We start from the raw sequence: 19880 nt of genomic DNA, 5'->3' as shown, positions 1-19880 counted from the left end.
CCGTCAGCCCTCCGTCAGCAGAAACACGTGCGCCGCCCCGGCCGCCGCGACGGAGGCCAGCAGCCGCGCCGACTCACCCGGCACATCGAGCAGCGCCTCGGCCCGCCGGCCGGCCAGCTTCCGCTCGGCCCCGGCGAGCAGGGCCAGGGCCCCCTTCTCGTCCGCAGGCACGGCATCGGCGCCGTCGGAGTCGTTCGCCGGCCCGGCAGCCCGGGCGGAGGCCGAAGGGGAAGCCGCCGTACCCGCCGCAGTCCCCGACGCCGTCGGCGTGGCCGCCCGCACCGCGCCGAACGCCTCCGCGTGCCGCACGACCTCTTCCCGCAGCGGCCGCAGCCGCTCCGCCAGCCCCGGATGTGCCGCGATCACGGCCGCGTACCGCGCGGCCAGTTCCTCACTGTCCCGGGCCGCACGCGCGCGTGCCCGCTCGACAGCAGAGGGCGAGGCCCCCGCCTCGCCGGAGCCCGGCCCTCCGGTACAGCCGGCGAGCAGGGCGGCCCCGGCGGCCGACGCGAGCAGGCTCCTTCTGCGCGGCCCCCGGGGCGGGCGCGGCGATGGGGAAAGCGACACGGCAGACGTCCTCGACAGGCTCGTACGGAAACGACGACAAGACGACAAAGCGACGACAACGAGAAGCACAACGACAAACGAGCGACAGACCAACCACGGAACGAGCGACAGACCAACGACGAACGAGCGGCAGACCGACGATCAACGAGCCGGAACCCCGCAGTCCCACCCGCCCGTGATCACGGTACCCGTGCCCCGCCCGCCCACCACTCACCGGCACCGCCGGACCCGGGTGGACGGCAACACCCCCCGCGACCGGATACCCTTTGACCAGACACGCGCACCGACCCACAACAGCACACGCGGCCGAGGAGTCACCCGGATGAGCACCACCCAGAGCGAGAGGCTGCGAGAGCTGCTTGAGCCGCTCATCGCCTCCCAGGGACTGGACCTCGAAGAGATCGCGGTGGACTCGGTCGGCCGCAGGCGTGTGCTGAGCGTGGTCGTGGACTCCGACACCGGAGCGGACCTCGACCGGATCGCCGATGTGAGCCGCGCGCTCTCGGCGAAGCTCGACGAGACCGACGCGATGGGCGAGGGGGAGTACACCCTGGAGGTCGGCACCCCCGGCGCCGAGCGCTCCCTCACCCAGCACCGCCACTACGTGCGCGCCACGGACCGCCTGGTCCGCTTCCAGCTGCACGAGGGCGGCGAACTGGTCGCCCGCATCCTCGCCGTGGACGAGGACGGACTCGACCTCGAAGTACCAGGAGTGAAGGGCCGCAGGCCCACCACCCGCAGACTGCCCTTCGGCGACATCGACAAGGCGCGCGTCCAGGTCGAGTTCAACCGCAAGGACACCAAGAACGACAGCCAGACGGAACACGACAACAAGACGGAAGAGGAGGAGGCGTAGCCGTGGACATCGACATGAGCGCCCTGCGGGGCTTGGTACGGGAGAAGGAGATCTCCTTCGACCTGCTGGTCGAAGCGATCGAGTCGGCCCTCCTCATCGCCTACCACCGCACCGAGGGAAGCCGCCGGCACGCGCGCGTGGAGCTCGACCGGAACACCGGCCATGTGACCGTGTGGGCGAAGGAGGACCCCGACGACCTCGAGGAGGGCCAGGCGGCCCGCGAGTTCGACGACACCCCGTCCGACTTCGGCCGCATCGCCGCCACCACCGCCAAGCAGGTCATCCTGCAGCGGCTGCGCGACGCCGAGGACGACGCGACGCTCGGCGAGTACGCCGGCCGTGAGGGCGACATCGTCACCGGCGTGGTCCAGCAGGGCCGCGACCCGAAGAACGTGCTGGTGGACATCGGCAAGCTGGAGGCCATCCTGCCGGTGCAGGAGCAGGTGCCGGGCGAGACCTACCCGCACGGCGCGCGCCTGCGCTCGTACGTCGTCCGGGTGGCCAAGGGCGTACGGGGCCCCTCCGTGACGCTCTCCCGCACGCACCCCAACCTGGTGAAGAAGCTCTTCGCCCTGGAGGTGCCGGAGATCGCCGACGGATCCGTCGAGATCTCCGCGATCGCCCGCGAGGCCGGCCACCGCACCAAGATCGCCGTGCGCTCGACCCGCTCGGGCCTGAACGCCAAGGGCGCCTGCATCGGCCCCATGGGCGGCCGGGTGCGCAACGTCATGGGCGAGCTGAACGGCGAGAAGATCGACATCGTCGACTGGTCGGACGACCCGGCCGAGATGGTGGCGAACGCGCTCTCCCCGGCCCGCGTCTCCAAGGTGGAGGTCGTGGACCTGGCGGCCCGCTCCGCACGCGTGATCGTGCCCGACTACCAGCTCTCGCTGGCCATCGGCAAGGAGGGCCAGAACGCCCGGCTCGCGGCCCGGCTGACCGGCTGGCGGATCGACATCCGCCCGGACACCGAGCAGCCCTCCGACGCGTCGCCGGAGCAGTCGTCCGGCGGCCGCGGGGAATAGATCCAAGCCGCACGCCGCTGAGATCACGACAGCTTTGCGTGCGGCACGTGTTCGATTCTTGCCCCGAAGGGGTGAGGTCGATCCGGGGAGGTAGACTTAGGAGTGTCTGGCCGGACACGTACCCGAGCATGCCCCGAGCGCACCTGCGTGGGGTGCCGGGAGCGAGCGGTCAAGAGCGAGCTGCTGCGCACCGTGGCGGTCGAGGGTCATTGCACCCCTGATCCACGCGGTACGCTGCCCGGCCGGGGTGCGTACGTACACCCCGCACCGGACTGTGTCGACCAGGCGGTGCGCCGCAAGGCGTTTCCGCGGGCGCTCCGCGTCCCGGGTCCGCTCGACGTAAAGGCGTTGCGCCACTACGTCGAGCAGGCAGAAGGTTGCAACAAGGTTGCTGAAAGCAGCATGTGAGCAACGTGGTAAGGAAGACATGCCGCGCGGAACCCCGCGCGGCTTGGTACCTCGCGAGTCGAAAGCAGGTCGAGATTGCGATGAGCACTCGATGAGTACGCGATGAGTACGCCCATGAACTAGCGACGGTCCGGACGCAACCCGGACCTCAGAGGAGCGAAGTGGCTAAGGTCCGGGTCTACGAACTCGCCAAGGAGTTCGGCGTCGAGAGCAAGGTCGTCATGGCCAAGCTCCAGGAACTCGGTGAATTCGTCCGTTCGGCGTCTTCGACCATCGAAGCGCCCGTAGTACGCAAGCTGACAGACGCATTCCAGCAGGGCGGCGGCAACGGCCGTTCCGCCGGCCGCCCCGCGGCCCCCAAGAAGGCCGCCCCCAGGCCGTCGGCGCCGTCCCCGGCGCAGTCGGCCCGTCCGGCTGCCCCGCGGCCGCCGGCCGCACCAAGCCCGCGGCTGCCGAGCAGCCCGCGGCCCCGTCCGCCCCCGCGCCAGCTGCATCCCAGGGTCCGCGTCCGACGCCGGGCCCCAAGCCCGCGCCGCGTCCGGCCCCGGCCGCGCCGGAGTTCACCGCTCCGCCGGCGGCTCCCGCCGCTCCGTCGACTCCGGCCCCGGCTCCGTCCGGTCCGAAGCCCGGCGGTGCGCGTCCCGGTGCCCCCAAGCCCGGCGGCGCCCGTCCGTCCGGCCCGGGCCAGGACCGTGGCCAGCAGGGCGGCCAGGGCCGTCCCGGTGGTCAGCGTCCCGGTGCCCCGGCGCAGCGTCCCGGCGGCCGTCCCGGCGGTCCGCGTCCGGGTAACAACCCCTTCACCTCCGGCGGCAACGCCGGCATGGCGCGCCCGTCGGCGCCCCGTCCGCAGGGCGGCCCCCGCCCGGGCGGTCCCGGTGGTGCTCCCGGCGGCGGTCCCCGTCCGCAGGGTCCCGGCGGTCAGGGCGGCGGTCCCCGTCCCCAGGCTCCGGGCGGCAACCGTCCGAGCCCGGGCTCGATGCCCCGTCCGCAGGGCGGCGGCGCAGGTCCCCGTCCCGGCGGCGGCCCGCGTCCGAACCCCGGCATGATGCCGCAGCGTCCCGCTGCTCGGCCCGCGTCCCGGCCCCGGTGGCGGCGGTCGCGGTCCCGGCGGTGCCGGTCGTCCCGGCGGCGGCGGCGGTCGTCCCGGTGGCGGCGGCTTCGCCGGTCGTCCCGGTGGTGGCGGCGGCGGTCGTCCGGGTGGCGGCGGCGGTTTCGCCGGTCGTCCCGGTGGCGGCGGCGGCTTCGGCGGCGGCGGTGGCCGTCCCGGCTTCGGCGGTCGTCCCGGCGGTCCCGGTGGCCGTGGTGGCACGCAGGGCGCCTTCGGCCGTCCCGGCGGTCCCGCGCGTCGCGGTCGCAAGTCGAAGCGGCAGAGGCGCCAGGAGTACGAGGCCATGCAGGCCCCGTCGGTCGGCGGCGTGATGCTGCCCCGCGGCAACGGCGAGACCATTCGCCTGTCGCGCGGTGCGTCGCTCACCGACTTCGCGGAGAAGATCAACGCCAACCCGGCGTCGCTCGTCGCGGTCATGATGAACCTCGGCGAGATGGTCACCGCGACCCAGTCCGTCTCCGACGAGACGCTCCAGCTCCTCGCCGGCGAGATGAACTACACGGTTCAGATCGTCAGCCCGGAGGAGGAGGACCGCGAGCTGCTCGAGTCCTTCGACCTGGAGTTCGGCGAGGACGAGGGGTCCGAGGAGGACCTGGTCGTCCGTCCTCCGGTGGTCACGGTCATGGGTCACGTCGACCACGGCAAGACCCGACTGCTCGACGCCATCCGCAAGACGAACGTCATCGCGGGCGAGGCCGGCGGCATCACCCAGCACATCGGTGCCTACCAGGTCGCGACCGAGGTCAACGACGAAGAGCGCAAGATCACCTTCATCGACACCCCGGGTCACGAGGCGTTCACCGCCATGCGTGCCCGCGGTGCCCGGTCGACCGACATCGCGATCCTGGTCGTCGCGGCCAACGACGGCGTCATGCCGCAGACGGTCGAGGCGCTCAACCACGCCAAGGCGGCCGAGGTCCCGATCGTCGTCGCGGTCAACAAGATCGACGTCGAGGGTGCCGACCCGACCAAGGTGCGCGGTCAGCTGACCGAGTACGGCCTGGTGGCCGAGGAGTACGGCGGCGACACCATGTTCGTCGACATCTCCGCCAAGCAGGGTCTGCACATCGACTCCCTGCTGGAGGCCGTGGTCCTCACCGCGGACGCCTCGCTCGACCTGCGGGCCAACCCGCACCAGGACGCGCAGGGCATCTCGATCGAGTCCCGTCTCGACCGTGGCCGCGGTGCCGTGGCGACGGTCCTCGTGCAGCGAGGCACCCTGCGGGTCGGCGACACGATGGTGGTGGGCGACGCCTACGGCCGCGTCCGCGCCATGCTCGACGACAACGGCAACAACGTCGCCGAGGCGGGTCCGTCCACGCCGGTCCAGGTGCTGGGTCTGACCAACGTCCCGGGCGCCGGTGACAACTTCATCGTGGTCGAGGAGGACCGTACGGCCCGCCAGATCGCGGAGAAGCGCGCCGCCCGCGAGCGCAACGCCGCGTTCGCCAAGCGCACGCGCCGCGTGTCGCTGGAGGACCTGGACAAGGTGCTGAAGGCCGGCGAGGTCCAGCAGCTCAACCTGATCATCAAGGGCGACGCGTCCGGATCGGTCGAGGCGCTGGAATCCTCCCTGCTCCAGCTGGACGTCGGCGAAGAGGTCGACATCCGCGTCCTGCACCGCGGCGTCGGTGCGGTCACGGAGTCCGACATCGACCTGGCGATGGGCTCCGACGCCATCGTGATCGGCTTCAACGTGCGCGCCGCCGGGCGTGCCGCGCAGATGGCCGAGCGCGAAGGCGTGGACGTCCGGTACTACTCGGTCATCTACCAGGCGATCGAGGAGATCGAGGCGGCCCTCAAGGGCATGCTCAAGCCGGAGTACGAAGAGGTCGAGCTGGGCACGGCGGAGATCCGCGAGGTCTTCCGCTCCTCCAAGCTGGGCAACATCGCGGGTGTTCTCATCCGCTCCGGCGAGGTCAAGCGCAACACCAAGGCGCGCCTCCTGCGCGATGGCAAGGTCATCGCGGAGAACCTCAACATCGAGGGGCTGCGTCGCTTCAAGGACGACGTCACCGAGATCCGCGAAGGCTTCGAGGGCGGTATCAACCTCGGAAACTTCAACGACATCAAGGTCGACGACGTCATCGCGACGTACGAGATGCGCGAGAAGCCGCGGGTGTAAGTACCGCGACTTCCGGGAGTGACCGGTCCGGGGCCGGTCGGCGGAGCACAATATCCGTCGATCGGCCCCGGCCGTTCGTTGTACGGTTCAGATGATCCCGCCCGTTCGCGGCGGGGCCATCGATCCCGGACCGGCGGGTGAACCGGCTGCACATGTATGTGGGGACGCTGTCCTTCGACCTCCTCCTCGGCGACGTACATTCGCTGAAGGAGAAGCGCTCCGTCGTCCGTCCGATCGTCGCCGAACTCCAGCGGAAGTACGCGGTGAGCGCGGCGGAGGTGGAGCACATGAACCTCCATCGCCGGGCCGTCGTCGGCCTGGCCCTGGTGTCCGGCGACGCGGGCCACCTCAGCGACGTGCTCGACCGGTGCGAGCGGCTGGTGGCCGGCCGTCCCGAGGTGGAGCTGCTGTCGGTGAGGCGGCGCTTGCACGGCGACGACGACTGACCAGATCGGGCAGAAGACCAGATCAGGCAAGAGAAGAAGAAAGAACGGGAGACGGACCAGTGGCCGACAACGCGCGGGCGAAAAGGCTGGCGGACCTCATCCGAGAGGTGGTGGCCCAGAAGCTGCAGCGCGGGATCAAGGACCCGCGGCTCGGCTCGCACGTCACCATCACGGACACGCGGGTCACCGGTGACCTGCGGGAGGCGACCGTCTTCTACACGGTCTACGGGGACGACGAGGAGCGGAAGGCCGCCGCGGCGGGCCTGGAGAGCGCCAAGGGCATCCTGCGCTCCGAGGTGGGCAAGGCGGCCGGCGTGAAGTTCACGCCGACCCTGACCTTCGTCATGGACGCCCTGCCGGACACCGCCCGCAACATCGAGGACCTCCTCGACCGGGCGCGGCAGTCCGACGAGAAGGTGCGCGAGGCGTCCGCGGGCGCCGCGTACGCCGGTGAGGCGGACCCGTACCGCAAGCCGGGCGAGGACGAGACCGACACCGAAGGCGCCGTCGAGGCCGACGAGACGGACGACACCGCTAAATGACCGAGAAGCACACCACGCCCGACGGCCTTGTCATCGTCGACAAGCCGTCGGGCTTCACTTCGCACGACGTCGTCGCCAAGATGCGGGGCATCGCCCGCACCCGGCGCGTCGGGCACGCCGGCACGCTCGACCCGATGGCGACGGGCGTCCTGGTCCTCGGGGTGGAGCGGGCGACCAAGCTCCTCGGGCACCTCGCCCTCACCGAGAAGGAGTACCTGGGCACGATCAGGCTCGGGCAGAGCACGCTCACCGACGACGCCGAGGGCGAGATCACGGGGTCGCGGGACGCCTCGAAGGTCACCCGGGAGGCGATCGACGCCGGCGTGGCCGAGCTGAGCGGCGACATCATGCAGGTGCCGTCCAAGGTCAGCGCCATCAAGATCAAGGGCGTGCGCTCCTACAAGCGGGCGCGCGAGGGCGAGGAGTTCGAGATCCCCGCCCGCCCCGTCACCGTCTCCTCCTTCGCGGTGTACGACGTCCGGGACGCCGTCGCCGACGACGGCACCCCGGTCCTGGACCTGGTGGTCTCGGTGACCTGCTCGTCCGGCACCTACATCCGGGCGCTGGCCCGCGACCTGGGCGCCGGACTCGGCGTCGGCGGGCACCTCACGGCGCTGCGCCGCACCCGCGTCGGGCCCTACAAGCTGGACGGCGCCCGGACCCTGGACCAGCTCCAGCAGGAGCTCACCGTGATGCCCGTCGCGGACGCGGCCGGCGCCGCCTTCCCGCGCTGGGGGGTGGACGCCAAGCGGGCCAGGCTGCTCACCAACGGCGTACGCCTCGAGATGCCCGAGGAGTACACGGGCGTCGGGGCCGTCGCCGTCTTCGATCCCGAGGGGCGCCTCCTCGCCCTCGTCGAGGAGCACAAGGGCAAGGCGAAGAGCCTGGCCGTCTTCGGCTGAGCCCACACACCGTCAGGTCCGCCCGTGGAGCGGCGCACACGGGGACTGCCACTGTCGCCGCTCCACGGTCCCCCCTCGGTTCCCCCACCTCCTAGGGTGTATCCAACCCACCCCTTCTGTTCACCCGTCCGGGCAGGCGCTCGGAGTGAACCGGGGGAGTGGAAGGGGGCGCGTTCGCCAGGGGCCCTGTCCCGCTGATCATCACGCGCCTACCGTCGAACACACAGCACGGGTGTACGGCGGGGAGGTTCGACGATGGCGTCGCGGAACCGGTCCCGGGAGGCGACGGGCGGCAGGGCGGGGGAGCGGCCCGGGGACGGCTCCCGGGAGGCGCGAGGCGGGCCCCCGGCCGTCCGGGCGGCCGACCCGGCGGAGCAGGGCGCACCCGACGCCCCCCTCATCCGCCTCCACGACCTCGCCGGCCGCCCGCGCGGTACGGGATTCCTCGCCGACCACCACGGCACGGTGCTCACCAGCCACGAAGCGGTCGACGGCCTGACCCGGCTGGTCCTGAGCACCGCCGGGGGCCGCCGCCGCGTCGTGGCCGCCGCCGACGTCGTCCCGCTGCCCGCCCTCGGCCTGGCCCTCGTGCGCACCGAGGGCCTCGGCGCCGCCCCGCTGCCCCTGAGCACGCGGGACCGCGTCGAGGCCGGGACCTACGTGCGCATCGCCGCCGGGGGCTGGCGCGAGGCCCGGGTGCTGGGCGCCACCGACGTCACCTACACCGCCACCGACCGCTTCCACCTCCTCGGCGACGCCCTCGAGCTGGCCGTCGGCACCTGCGGGCGGGACGCGCTCCGGCTGGGCGGGGGAGCGGCCGGCGGGCCCGTGCTCGACGTGGCCACCGGCGCCGTCCTCGGCGTCCTCGGCACCGCCCTCAGCTCCGGCCACAGCGACGTCGGCTTCGCCGTGCCGCTGCGCCGCGCGGCCGCGGGCCCGCTCGCCGACCTCCTCGCCGAGAACGCGGCGACGGTCCCGGCCTACGGCGCCGACCTCAACCTGGCCGGCGCGCTCGCCCTCACGGCGACGTCGGTCACGGAAGCCGTGCCGGACGGCGGACCGGATGCCCGGGAGCCGGTCGAACGGGCGGAGGTGACGCGCCAGTTCGCCGCCTTCGACGCGAGCGGCGCCACCGTCCTGGGCCTGGTCGGCGCGCCGGGCAGCGGCCGTACGACCGAGCTGGCGGCCCTCGCCGCCCGCCGTTCCGGGGGACCGGCGGCGGCCCCCACGCTGTGGCTGCGCGGTGCCGATCTGCACGACGACGACATGTCGCTGGCGGACGCGGCACGCCGGACGCTGGGCCGGGCCGCCCGTATCGTCGCCGCCCCGGACCCGGACCGCCCGGGCCCCGTCGGCCTCGGCGACGTCACCCCCGAACGCCTCGCCCACCTGGCCCGCACCGCCGGACGGCCCCTCCTGGTCGCCCTGGACGGCCCGGAGGAGATGCCGCCCCTCCTGGCCCACCGCCTCCCCGAGTGGACCGAGCGCACGGCCGCCTGGCTCCGGGAGACGGGCACACGGCTCGTGGTGGCCTGCCGCGCGGAGTACTGGGAGCACGCGGGGGCGGAGTTCCCGAGGGAACTGCTGTACGACCCGGCCCCCGGGGCACCGTCGCCCGGCCCGACTGGTGCGGGCGCGGCGCGACGACCCACGTGGGCGACGGAGACCCAGTCACCCCTGGCGCCCGACGCTCCGGAGCCTCGGCCCGGTCTGGGCGATGCGGTGGAAGTGGCCGGTGGTGGCGTGCCCTCGCCCGGGACCGGCCTGCGTGGGCCGGGGTCGGGGGCTGCCGGGGGTGCGCCGATGCTCGGTGCGAGGGGCGGGGTGTCCGGCGCGGCGGGGGAGGCGCCGTTGCCCACGGTGTTCACGGCTTCGGGGTCTTGGCCCGGTCCGGGTGGCATGCTGCCGCCCGGGGCAGAGGTTGCCGTGCCGGGGCCGGAGGTGGCTGGTGGCGTGTCCTCGCCCGGGACCGGCCTGCGGGGGTCGGGGCCGGGGTCGGGACCGGAGGCGGCCGGAGGCGTTCCGTCGCCAGGGATCGGCCTGTGGGAGCCGGGGGCGGGGCCTGCCGGCGGTGTGCCGGTGTCCGGTGCGGGTGGTGTGGTCTTCGGCGCGGCGGCGTGGCCGCGTCGTCCCGGTGGCGCCGTCGGGTCGCGGCCGGCGCCCGGGACGGCCGCAGGGGCGTCGGGCGGGACGGACGCCGTTGAAGGCGGGTCCGCGTCCGCCCAGCGGGTGACCGCGGGCGGCGCCCGGGGGCGCGGGCGGGACGGGCTTCCACCCTGCGTCCGCCTCGGCGACCTGCGCGCAGACGAGGCCCGCGAGGCGCGCGCCCGCCACGGCGTGCCGGACGGCGCCCTGGCCGAACCGGACGCCGGGCACCCCCTCACGATCCGCCTGCTCTCGGAGGTCCGGGCCGCCCTCCCCGGCCCCCCGGCCCCCGTGCCCGTCACCAGGGACGAGGTCTTCACGGCGTACCTGGACCTGATGTGCCTGCGCGTCGCCGCCCGCCTGGCCGACGAGAACGGCCTGCACGGCACCGCCGTACGCCGACTCGCCGCGAAGGTCTCCGGGCAGGTCCACGAGGCCGCCCGGCGCAGTCTCGGACCCGGGCAGGGCGGACTGGACCGGGAGTCCTTCGAGACGCTGTTCCCGTGCGGACCGGCCCCGGCCAGGCTGGGCGGCGGCACCGGATGGGCACCGGCCGTGCTCGCCGAAGGCCTCTTCGTACCCGCGGGCAGCGGCTACCGCTTCGCGCACGAGGAACTCGCCGACTGGATCCAGGGCACCCACCTGGACCTGGACGGGGCCCTGCGCGCCCTCGTCCACCGGCGCGACACCCCGCTCGGCACCCACACCCTCCCCGTCCCGCACCACCGCATCGGCTCCGTCGCCGAGGCGCTGCTGCTCCTGGCCCGCCAGCACGGCGTCCCCCAGCTCGCCCTGACCCTGGAAGAGCTGGTGCACGCCCTGGACCTCGACCCGCACTCCTGGTGGGCGGCCAGGCTGCTCGCCGAGGCGCTGACCCGCGTGCCCGACGCGACGCCGTACACCGACGTGCTGCGGCTCCTCGCCGACGGCATCGCGGATCGGGCCGAGGACGGGCAGCCGACGCCCCAGGTCTTCGGGCCCGGATTCTGGACGGCGCCGCGCGTGCCCGAGGCCACCCGCCTGGACCTGCTGCGCCGCCTCGTCCTCGCGGACGGCCCGCCGCACGAGCCCGGCCCCCGCCACCTGGACACCGCGGCCGGGCTGCTCGTCGCCGACCCCGCGACCGTACAGCCGCTCCTCGTCCGCTGGTTCGACGACGAGCGGCCGCTGCCCGCGACCCCGCACGCCACCGTGGCGACGGCCGCGCAGGCGCTGCTGCACACCCACCGCCACCGCGGCCTGGACGGACTGACCGAGGTGCTCGTCGACAGCGCCCACCGCCGCGCCGACGAACTGCTCGCCGTCCTGGCCGAGGAGGAGCCGTCCGCGCTCTGCCGCGCGGTGGAGCGGTGGGCGCGCGACGAACGTCCCGCGCGGCAGCGCGCGGCGGTCACCCACGGCCTGCGCACCGCCCCGCACGCACGCCCCGGCGCCGACCGCACCCTGCTCCGCCACGCCGCTCTGGTGCTGCTCGCCGGACCTTCCGACAGCCCGCTGCGCGGCGGCGCGCTCGCCCTGCTCGTCCAGGACCCGGACTGCCGCGACCGCCACCTCCCCGCCGCCCTCGACCTCTTCGCCGCCTGCGATCCGTACCTACCGCCGAGCGCGGTGGCCGCCGCGCTGGCGACCCACCCCGAGCCCGTCCTCGAGGCCTTCCGGGCCCGACTGCTCGGCCCGGACGCCGGTGAGGCGCTGCGCAGACTCGCCGACGCCACCACACCCCAGCTCACCCACCGGGTCGCCGCCCTCGTCGGCCGGACCGTGACCGAGCGCCCCGAGACCGCCGGACACCTGGCCGCCTACGTCGACCGGCGCCTCGACCGGGACCCGGCACCCCGCGCCGTACTCCTCCCCCTGGTCACCCGTCTCCTGGACGACGGTCCCGAGCCGGCACGGGCCGCACTCGCCGGAGTCCTCGCCGCCGACGGGGCGACGGCCGGCGCCCCGCTCCGCCGCGCGCTGCGGGAGCACCTGTACGCCCACGAGCACGAACCCGCCGTCCTGGACGCCCTGCTGCACGCCGCCGCCCGGTGCGACGGGGAGGAGCTGCGGGCCCTCGTGCACCGCACCGGACTGCTCCTCGTCCGCACCCCCGAGGGCGCCACCCGCTACGACCGGGGCCTCGTCGACCTGGCCCGGCACATCCCGGGGTTCGCCGCCCGGCTGACCGGCTGGCTCACCGACGCGCCCGAGGACTGGGCCGCGCTGGTGGGCCCCAGCACCCGCCGCACGATCGAGCACCTGGCGGGCGTCCGCGTCCCCGCCTGACCCGCCCCCGCGCGGCGTGGGGTGCACCGGGTCACAGCACCGATGCCGATGCCGACCGGAGCCGGACGGCATGGCACCCTTAGACCTGCGTAAGGGTCACCACGGAACCATGGAAACCACGGAAGCACCGAGGAGCGGACACAGTGCAGCGCTGGCGTGGCTTGGAGGACATCCCCGAGGACTGGGGACGCAGCGTCGTCACCATCGGCTCCTACGACGGTGTCCACCGCGGACACCAGCTGATCATCAGGCACGCCGTGGACCGCGCCCGCGAGCTGGGCGTCCCCGCCGTCGTCGTCACCTTCGACCCGCACCCCAGCGAGGTCGTCCGCCCCGGCAGCCACCCGCCGCTGCTCGCCCCGCACCACCGCAGGGCCGAACTGATGGCGGACCTGGGTGTGGACGCCGTGCTGATCCTCCCCTTCACCAAGGAGTTCTCGAAGCTCTCCGCCGCCGACTTCGTGGTCAAGGTCCTGGTCGACCGGCTGCGCGCCAAGGCGGTCGTCGAGGGCCCCAACTTCCGCTTCGGCCACAAGGCCGCCGGGAACGTGGACTTCCTCATCGAGCAGGGCAAGGTCTACGACTTCGAGGTCGAGGTCGTCGACCTGTACGTCACCGGCGACGCGGGCGGCGGCGAGCCGTTCTCCTCCACCCTGACCCGGCGCCTGGTGGCCGAGGGCGACGTGGCGGGCGCCGCGGAGATCCTGGGCCGCCCGCACCGCGTCGAGGGCGTCGTCGTGCGGGGCGCCCAGCGCGGCCGCGAGATGGGATTCCCCACGGCCAACGTCGAGACCCTCCCGCACACCGCGATCCCGGCCGACGGCGTCTACGCCGGCTGGCTGCACGCCCAGGGCGAGGCGATGCCGGCCGCGATCTCCGTCGGCACCAACCCGCAGTTCGAGGGCACCGAGCGCACGGTCGAGGCGTACGCCATCGACCGCGTGGACCTCGAGCTGTACGGCCTGCACGTCGCCGTGGACTTCGTGGCCTTCGTACGCGGGCAGGCGAAGTTCGAGACGCTGGACGCGCTCCTCGAGCAGATGGCCGTGGACGTGGACAGGTGCCGGGAGATCACCGCGGCGGACGCCCCCAGGACCTGAGGACGTCCTCCCCTCGTCGGCGTCGGCGTCGGCGTCGGCCCGGTGTCGGCCCGTCAGCCGCCGCCGACGTGCCCGTCGGCGTCAGCCCGCCCGTTCGGCGGCGGGCCGCTCCGCCCGGGCCCAGTGGCAGGCGACCTGCGACTCGTCGCCGCCGCGCAGGATCTCCAGCTCCCCGTTCCGGCAGGCGTCCGCGACCCCGGCCCGCCCGGCCTCGCCGCTCGCCAGCACCGGGCAGCGGACGTGGAAGCGGCAGCCGCCGGGGATGTACGCCGGGTCCGGCGGCTCGCCGGTGAGCACGACCGGGGCTCCGGGCGCCTCCGGGAGCACGGACAGCAGGGCCTGGGTGTAAGGGTGCCGCGGGGCCGTCAGCACCTGCTCCACCGCGCCCGTCTCGACGATCCGGCCGAGGTACATCACCGCGACCCGGTCGGCGATGTTCCAGGCCAGACCGAGGTCGTGGGTCACCACCAGCGCGGACAGGCCCAGCTCGGTGCGCAGCCGCAGCAGCAGCGCGAGGATCTCGCCGCGCACCGACGCGTCGAGGGAGGCCACCGGCTCGTCGGCGACGAGGAGTTCCGGTTGCAGGACCAGCGCGCCCGCGATGACGACCCGTTGGCGCTGACCGCCGGACAGTTCGTGCGGGTAGCGCAGGAAGAACCGCTCCGGCGGCCGCAGCCCGGCCCGCGACAGCGCCTCGGCGACCGCCGTCCGCTCGTCCCCGGTGTGGCCGTGGATGCGCAGGCCCTCGGCGACGATGTCGTACACCGTGTGCCGCGGGTTCAGCGAGCCGCTCGGATCCTGGAGGACCAGCTGCGCCCGCCTGCGGTACGCCTTGAGCGCCCGGGCGGAGTACCCGAGAGGGGCACCGTCGAAGGTGACACGTCCCCCGGTGGGCCTGACCAGGCCGAGCAGCGAACGGGCGAGGGTCGTCTTGCCGCAGCCCGACTCGCCGACCAGCGCGACGATCTCACCGCGCCGGATGTCGAGGTCGACGCCGTCCACGGCTCGCGCGGCGGCGGCCCCGCGCCGGCCGGGGAAGGTGACGTGCAGCCCCCGGACGCTCAGCAACGGGGGTGCGGAGTCGGGGGCGACGCCGGGTACGGCGCCGGGTGCGCCGTCGGGCACGGTGCTGCTCATGGGGCACTGCTCCTCACTCCGTCGTCCTCAGCCGACGCGACCCCGCCCGCACCGCGTCCACCACCACCCGAGCGGCCGTCGGCCACCTCGTCGCCGCCGTCGGCCGCACCCCCGGCGGGCTTCGGCCTTCCGCCCTCTGTCCGCTTCCCGCCCTCGGCGGCCCCGTCACCGACAGGTGCGGTGTCCCCCTCGGGCGTCCCGCTCCCGGCAGTCGCCCCGGCGCCGTCCGGCGGCACCGTGGCGTCCGGACCCACGTGGACGCATGCCGCCCGGCGTCGCGTGCCCGCGTCCCGCAGTGGCTGGTCCCGGGTGGCGCAGAGGTCCAGCGCCACCGGGCAGCGCGGATGGAACGCGCACCCGGACGGCACCGCCGCAGGGTCGGGCGGGTCGCCCGGCAGGCCGCGGGGCGCGAACCTCGAGGCCGGGTCCCCGATCGTGGGGAACGCCTCCGACAGCGCCCGGCCGTAGGGATGCCGGGCGTCGTCGTAGACCTGCCGGGCCGGGCCCTCCTCGACCACCCGGCCCGCGTACATCACCGCGAGCCGGTCGCAGGTGTCGGCCAGTACGGCGAGGTCGTGGCTGATCATGATCAGGCCGACGTCCTGCTCGCCCACCAGCCCTTCGATCAGCCGCAGGATCTGCGCCTGGATCATCACGTCGAGCGCCGTGGTCGGTTCGTCGGCGACGATCAGCCGCGGGTCGCAGGCCAGCGCCATCGCGATCATCACCCGTTGCCGCTGGCCGCCGGACAGCTCGTGCGGGTAGGCACTCGCCCGCGCCGCCGGAAGACCGACCTGCTCCAGCAGCTCACCGGCCCGCCTGCGCGCCCCCGCCGGCGTGGCCCTGCGGTGCAGCAGGATCGGCTCGGCGATCTGGTCGCCGACGCGGTGCACGGCGTTCAGGGAGTGCATCGCGCCCTGGAAGACGATCGACGCCCCCGCCCAGCGGACCGCCCGCACCCGTCCCCACTTCATCGTGAGCACGTCCTCGCCGTCCAGCAGGATCTCCCCGCCGACCCGCGCACCCGGCGGCAGCAGCCGCAGCAGCGCCAGGGCCAGCGTGGACTTGCCGCAGCCGGACTCGCCCGCGATGCCGAGCTTCTCGCCCGCCGCCAGGGTCAGGTCGACCCCGCGCACGGCGGCCGCACCGCCGGGATACGTCACCTTCAGGTCCCGCACCTCGAGCAGACTCAACGGGACACCCCCAGCCTGGGATTGAGAACGGCCTCCACCGCACGCCCGCACAGCGTGAACGCCAGCGCCACCACCGCGATCCCGATGCCCGGCGGCACCAGGTACCACCAGTCGCCGGAACTCACCGACCCCGCCTCCCGCGCGTCCTGCAACAGCCCGCCCCAGGACACGACCGCCGGGTCCCCGAGCCCGAGGAAGGCCAGGGTCGCCTCGGCCAGGATCGCGGAGGAGATGATCAGCGTCGTCTGCGCCAGGATCAGCGGCATCACGTTGGGCAGCACGTGCCGGGACATGATGTGCCAGTGCCCGCCGCCGAGCGCCTTCGCCCGCTCGATGTACGGCCGCGACTCCACCGCCAGCGTCTGCGCCCGCACCAGGCGTGCCGTCGTGGGCCAGGTGGTCACGCCGATCGCGAGCACGATCGTGCCCAGCGACCGGGACAGCACCGTCGCCAGCACGATCGCCAGCACCAGCGTCGGCATCACCAGGAACCAGTCCGTGATCCGCATCATCACCGTGGCGTACCAGCCGCGGAAGTGGCCGGCCGTGATCCCGATGAGCGCGCCGATCAGCACCGACAGCACCGCCGCGAGCAGCCCGACCAGAAGCGACACGCGCGAGCCCCAGATCAGCAGGCCCAGCAGGCTCCGCCCGAACTGGTCGGTGCCCAGCGGGAACCGGCCGCTCGGGCTCTCCAGCGGCTGCCCGGGCGCGTCGGTCACGCTGTCCACGTCCGACCCGACGGTCAGCGGCGCGGTCAGTGCCACGAGCACGAACAGCACCAGCGTGGCCAGCCCGAAGACCCCCGCACGGTGCTTGCGGTACTCCTTCCAGAAGCGTGCGACCGAGGCACGGCGCCGCCGTCGGGCGAGCGCCCGCGGACCCGGCGCGCCGGACTTCGCCGGCGGCCCTGACGTGGATTCCGTGGTCTCGGTGGTCTCGGCGCTCATCGGCCCACCCTCGGATCGAGCATCGGATAGAGCAGGTCGGCCAGGGTGTTCATCAGGATCACCGCGGCGGCGAAGACGAAGAACAGGCCCTGCACCAGCGGCAGATCGGGCACACTGAGCGCCTGGTAGAACAGCCCGCCGAGACCCGGCCAGGAGAAGACCGTCTCGACGAGGATGACCCCCGCCACGGTCCGCCCCAGGTTGACGAAGACCAGCGTCACCGTCGGCAGCAGCGCGTTCGGCACGGCGTGCCGGCGCCGTACGAGATCGTCCCGGAGCCCCTTGGCCCGCGCGGTCGTCAGATAGTCGCTGCCCATCTCGTCCAGCAGCGCCGACCGGGTGACGAGCAGCGTCTGCCCGTACTCCACCGCGACCAGCGTCACCACCGGCAGTACGAGATGGTGCGCGACGTCGAGCACGTGCGCGAGGCCCTCCTCGCGGCCCGACTCCATGCCCCCGGTCGGGAACAGCCCGGGGATCGGGTCCACCCCCACCGACAGCACGATGATGAGCAGCAGGCCCAGCCAGAAGGACGGGATGGAGTAGAGCGTCAGCGCCAGCCCGGTGTTGAGCCGGTCGCCGAGCCCGCCGTGCCGCCACGCCGAGCGGGTGCCGAGGAAGGCGCCCAGCGCGGTGTAGAGCACGAAGGCCGTACCGGTGAGCAGCAGGGTGTTCGGCAGTGCCTCGGTGATCTTGTCGACGACGGGCGCGTGGAACTGGTACGACGTGCCCAGGTCCCCGCTCAGCGCCTTGCCGCAGTAGTCCGTGAACTGCTCCCACAGCGGCAGGTCGAGCCCGAACTCCTCCTTGTACACGGCGAGCTGTTCGGCCGAGACCGGACGGCCACCGGTCATGAACTTCACCGGATCGCCGGGGATCAGCCGGAAGAGGAAGAAGCTCGTGACGAGCACGGCGAACAGCGAGACGGCCGCGCCCGCCAGCTTCCCCGCCACGTACCGCGGGTACGCGCTGCGGGCCCGCTCCCGCGGCGCCGCGGCCGCGGGAGCCCGCTTCTCGACGGCGGAGCCGGTCGCGCTACTCACGGTCGTCGGCCGACGCCCGCCGGCGGACGGCGAACAGCACCCCGAGACCCACGAGGACGACGACGCCCGCAGCGATCCCGATCACGGTCCCCGTCGACGACCCGCCCCCGGAGGAGTCACCGGAGTCCGCGGGCACCGCCGACCACCAGCTCCAGTAGCCGTCCTGCCCGTAGATGTTGCCCGCGGCGGACGGCATCGTGGTGATCGACTCGATCTGGTCCGTGCGGTAGGCCTCGACCGCGTTCGGGTACGCCATGACGTTCATGTACCCGGTGTCGTACAGCCGGGACTGCATCTGCTTGACGATCTCCGCCCGCTTTCCGGCGTCGTACTCGCCCAACTGCCGCGCGTACAGGTCGTCGTACTTCTTGTCGCAGATGAAGTTGTCGGTGGCCCCGGTGTCCTTCGGCGTCGCCGGGAGCGCCGCGCAGGTGTGGATGGAGAGCACGAAGTCCGGGTCGGGGTTGACGGACCAGCCGTCGAAGGCGAGGTCGTACTTGCCGGCCAGCCACGGGTCGGTCACGTTGTCCAGGCAGTTGAGGGTGACCGAGATGCCCAGCTCGCCCCACCACTCCTGGAGGTACTTGCCGACCGCCTTGTCGTTCGGGTCGGTGGCGTGGCACAGGATGCGGTAGTCCAGCGGTTTGCCGTCCTTGCCGAGGCGCTTGCCGTCGGAGTCGGTCCGGTAGCCCGCCTCGTCGAGCAACTGGGCGGCCTTCGCGGGATCGTAGGCCAGCTCCTGCTCGCCCGACGGCTCGAAGAAGTACGAGGAGAAGCGCGGCGGGATGTAGCCCGCGCCCTCGACCGCGTGGCCCTGGAACACCTTGTCGACGATCGCCTTGCGGTCCACCGCCATGAACAGCGCGTTGCGCACCCGCTGGTCCAGCAGCGAAGGGTCGCCGTCACCGAACTCGGTCCCGTCCTTCGCCCGTGCGCCAGGATTGGTGGCCAGGGCGTAGAAGCGGCGCCCGGGGGCGTCGTTGACGCGGATGTTCTCCTCGCCCTTGAGCGAGTCGGCCTGGGCGGGAGTCAGCGACGGGGACCCGGCGACGAACGACACCTCGCCCTTGCGCAGGGCGGCGACCGCGGCGTCCTGGTCCTTGTAGTAGCGGAAGACCAGCTCGTCGAACTTCGGCGCGCCGCGCCAGAAGTCCTTGTTGGCCTTGAGTCGCACATAGCTGTCCGGCTTGTAGTCGGTGAGCACGAACGGACCGTTGCCGACTACGGGGAAGTCCTTGTCGTTGTTGAACTTCGAGAAGTCGTCGACCTTCTCCCACACGTGCTTGGGCACGATCGGCACGTCCAGCGCGGTCATCGTGGCCTGCGGCTTCTTCAGCCGGATCACCAGCTGGGTCGGGCTGGGCGCGGTGACCTTCGCGAAGTTGCCGACGAAGCTGCCGTTGGCGGTGGCGGCTCCCGGGTCGGTCATCATCGTGTTGAACGTCCACGCCGCGTCCTCGGCGGTGGCCTGCTCGCCGTCCGACCACTTGGAGTCGGAACGGATCGTGTACGTCCAGGTCAGCTTGTCCGGCGAGGACTTCCACTCGGTGGCGAGCCCCGGTATGACGTGGTTGTCCTTGGCGTCGTAGTTGGTCAGGTACTCGTACGTCAGCCGGTGGATGCTCGTACTGAGCAGCCGTACCGCCAGGAAGGGACTGAGCGAGTCGACGCTCTGCGCCACGGCGACGGTGAGCACCTTGTCGCCGGCGTCGCCTCCGTCGCCCTCCTTCGCCGCGACCGAGGGGGCGACCGCTCCCGACGCGAGGAGCAGCGCACCGGCGCCTGCTGCCGCGAGGAGACGGGTTCGCCACGGCCGGTGGGCGGTACGTCCGCTGCCGTGCTGATCGTGTCTGTTCATGACTACCTGACCTCGCGTCATCGCACGCGCAGACGCCGGGCGTCCTCGCGTGGGGCGGGCTTGAACGGTGGTGAACGCGGAATGAAGTGTGTGTCTACCAGCGGCAGTCTGCGCGCGTCAACGGTATGTCAAACCCCATGTGGCCTGCGGAAACGAGGAGTTGACCCATACGTGACCCTCATTGGCGCAGACCACTGGCGCTTGCCT

Annotated in this window: 14 protein-coding genes and 1 pseudogene; 9 read left to right on the top strand and 6 right to left on the bottom strand. The window is 73.2% G+C overall.

Going from position 1 to position 19880, the window contains the following annotated elements; genetic code table 11:
• Positions 1 to 3: 3 nt before the first annotated feature.
• Positions 4 to 567 carry a hypothetical protein gene (locus Sru02f_RS29540; RefSeq protein WP_109035929.1) on the bottom strand — a complete coding sequence of 188 codons (564 nt, stop codon included), beginning with the start codon at positions 565 to 567 and terminating at the stop codon, positions 4 to 6.
• A gap of 322 nt (positions 568 to 889) precedes the next feature.
• Between Sru02f_RS29540 and rimP the strand changes: the two genes are divergently transcribed.
• The 9 genes and pseudogenes from rimP to Sru02f_RS29495 all read left to right on the top strand — a co-directional run bounded on the left by rimP (position 890) and on the right by Sru02f_RS29495 (position 13492).
• Positions 890 to 1423 (top strand): ribosome maturation factor RimP, encoded by a 534-nt coding sequence (gene rimP, locus Sru02f_RS29535; protein ID WP_109035927.1) that lies wholly within the window; start codon positions 890 to 892, stop codon positions 1421 to 1423.
• Positions 1424 to 1425: 2 nt separating this feature from the next.
• The gene (gene nusA / locus Sru02f_RS29530; RefSeq protein WP_011030401.1) at positions 1426 to 2448 is read left to right on the top strand and encodes a transcription termination factor NusA; all 1023 of its coding nucleotides are present in this window, start codon (positions 1426 to 1428) and stop codon (positions 2446 to 2448) included.
• Between the two features lie 102 nt (positions 2449 to 2550).
• Entirely contained in the window at positions 2551 to 2856 is a 306-nt protein-coding gene (locus Sru02f_RS29525; protein ID WP_109035925.1) for a YlxR family protein, read from the top strand.
• Between the two features lie 161 nt (positions 2857 to 3017).
• A pseudogene (infB, locus tag Sru02f_RS29520) lies at positions 3018 to 6089 on the top strand (translation initiation factor IF-2).
• A 152-nt stretch (positions 6090 to 6241) separates the two neighbouring features.
• Positions 6242 to 6535 carry a DUF503 domain-containing protein gene (locus Sru02f_RS29515; protein ID WP_109036322.1) on the top strand — a complete coding sequence of 98 codons (294 nt, stop codon included), beginning with the start codon at positions 6242 to 6244 and terminating at the stop codon, positions 6533 to 6535.
• Between the two features lie 59 nt (positions 6536 to 6594).
• Complete coding sequence (rbfA, locus tag Sru02f_RS29510) at positions 6595 to 7077, top strand: 30S ribosome-binding factor RbfA (protein WP_109035921.1); 483 nt, start codon at positions 6595 to 6597, stop codon at positions 7075 to 7077.
• Positions 7074 to 7979, top strand: a complete 906-nt coding sequence (gene truB, locus Sru02f_RS29505) for a tRNA pseudouridine(55) synthase TruB (protein ID WP_109035919.1) — start codon at positions 7074 to 7076, stop codon at positions 7977 to 7979. Before rbfA ends, truB begins: the two co-directional genes overlap by 4 nt.
• A gap of 255 nt (positions 7980 to 8234) precedes the next feature.
• Entirely contained in the window at positions 8235 to 12392 is a 4158-nt protein-coding gene (locus tag Sru02f_RS29500; protein WP_109035917.1) for a trypsin-like peptidase domain-containing protein, read from the top strand.
• 143 nt (positions 12393 to 12535) lie between these two features.
• A complete protein-coding gene (locus Sru02f_RS29495; RefSeq protein WP_109035915.1) occupies positions 12536 to 13492 on the top strand; it encodes a bifunctional riboflavin kinase/FAD synthetase in 957 nt (318 codons plus the stop codon).
• An 81-nt stretch (positions 13493 to 13573) separates the two neighbouring features.
• Here the strand turns inward: Sru02f_RS29495 and Sru02f_RS29490 are convergent, their stop codons facing one another.
• Genes Sru02f_RS29490 through Sru02f_RS29470 form a run of 5 tightly spaced genes read right to left on the bottom strand, consistent with a single transcriptional unit; the run spans position 13574 to position 19673 of the window.
• Complete coding sequence (locus Sru02f_RS29490; RefSeq protein ID WP_109035913.1) at positions 13574 to 14629, bottom strand: ABC transporter ATP-binding protein; 1056 nt, start codon at positions 14627 to 14629, stop codon at positions 13574 to 13576.
• Positions 14626 to 15822 (bottom strand): ABC transporter ATP-binding protein, encoded by a 1197-nt coding sequence (locus Sru02f_RS29485; RefSeq protein ID WP_109035911.1) that lies wholly within the window; start codon positions 15820 to 15822, stop codon positions 14626 to 14628. The genes Sru02f_RS29490 and Sru02f_RS29485 overlap by 4 nt, the downstream gene beginning before the upstream one ends.
• Positions 15819 to 16772 carry an ABC transporter permease gene (locus Sru02f_RS29480; RefSeq protein ID WP_003973312.1) on the bottom strand — a complete coding sequence of 318 codons (954 nt, stop codon included), beginning with the start codon at positions 16770 to 16772 and terminating at the stop codon, positions 15819 to 15821. Before Sru02f_RS29480 ends, Sru02f_RS29485 begins: the two co-directional genes overlap by 4 nt.
• Positions 16769 to 17815, bottom strand: a complete 1047-nt coding sequence (locus tag Sru02f_RS29475) for an ABC transporter permease (protein ID WP_109035909.1) — start codon at positions 17813 to 17815, stop codon at positions 16769 to 16771. The genes Sru02f_RS29480 and Sru02f_RS29475 overlap by 4 nt, the downstream gene beginning before the upstream one ends.
• Positions 17808 to 19673, bottom strand: coding sequence for an ABC transporter substrate-binding protein (locus Sru02f_RS29470; RefSeq protein ID WP_109035907.1), 1866 nt, complete (start codon positions 19671 to 19673; stop codon positions 17808 to 17810). The genes Sru02f_RS29475 and Sru02f_RS29470 overlap by 8 nt, the downstream gene beginning before the upstream one ends.
• Positions 19674 to 19880 lie beyond the last annotated feature (207 nt).

It is taken from the genome of Streptomyces rubrogriseus, from assembly GCF_027947575.1.
Classification (GTDB): domain Bacteria; phylum Actinomycetota; class Actinomycetes; order Streptomycetales; family Streptomycetaceae; genus Streptomyces; species Streptomyces rubrogriseus.
The sequence above is the reverse complement of the archived record's forward strand: the minus strand, read 5'-3'. Positions and strand labels throughout refer to the sequence as shown.

Excerpts from the sequence above, each read along its gene's own strand:
- rimP (WP_109035927.1), top strand. The coding sequence starts at position 890 with ATGAGCACCACCCAGAGCGAGAGGCTGCGAGAGCTGCTTGAGCCGCTC.
- Sru02f_RS29515 (WP_109036322.1), top strand. The coding sequence starts at position 6,242 with ATGTATGTGGGGACGCTGTCCTTCGACCTCCTCCTCGGCGACGTACAT.
- truB (WP_109035919.1), top strand. The coding sequence starts at position 7,074 with ATGACCGAGAAGCACACCACGCCCGACGGCCTTGTCATCGTCGACAAG.
- Sru02f_RS29500 (WP_109035917.1), top strand. The coding sequence starts at position 8,235 with ATGGCGTCGCGGAACCGGTCCCGGGAGGCGACGGGCGGCAGGGCGGGG.
- Sru02f_RS29490 (WP_109035913.1), bottom strand. The coding sequence starts at position 14,629 with ATGAGCAGCACCGTGCCCGACGGCGCACCCGGCGCCGTACCCGGCGTC.
- Sru02f_RS29480 (WP_003973312.1), bottom strand. The coding sequence starts at position 16,772 with ATGAGCGCCGAGACCACCGAGACCACGGAATCCACGTCAGGGCCGCCG.
- Sru02f_RS29470 (WP_109035907.1), bottom strand. The coding sequence starts at position 19,673 with ATGAACAGACACGATCAGCACGGCAGCGGACGTACCGCCCACCGGCCG.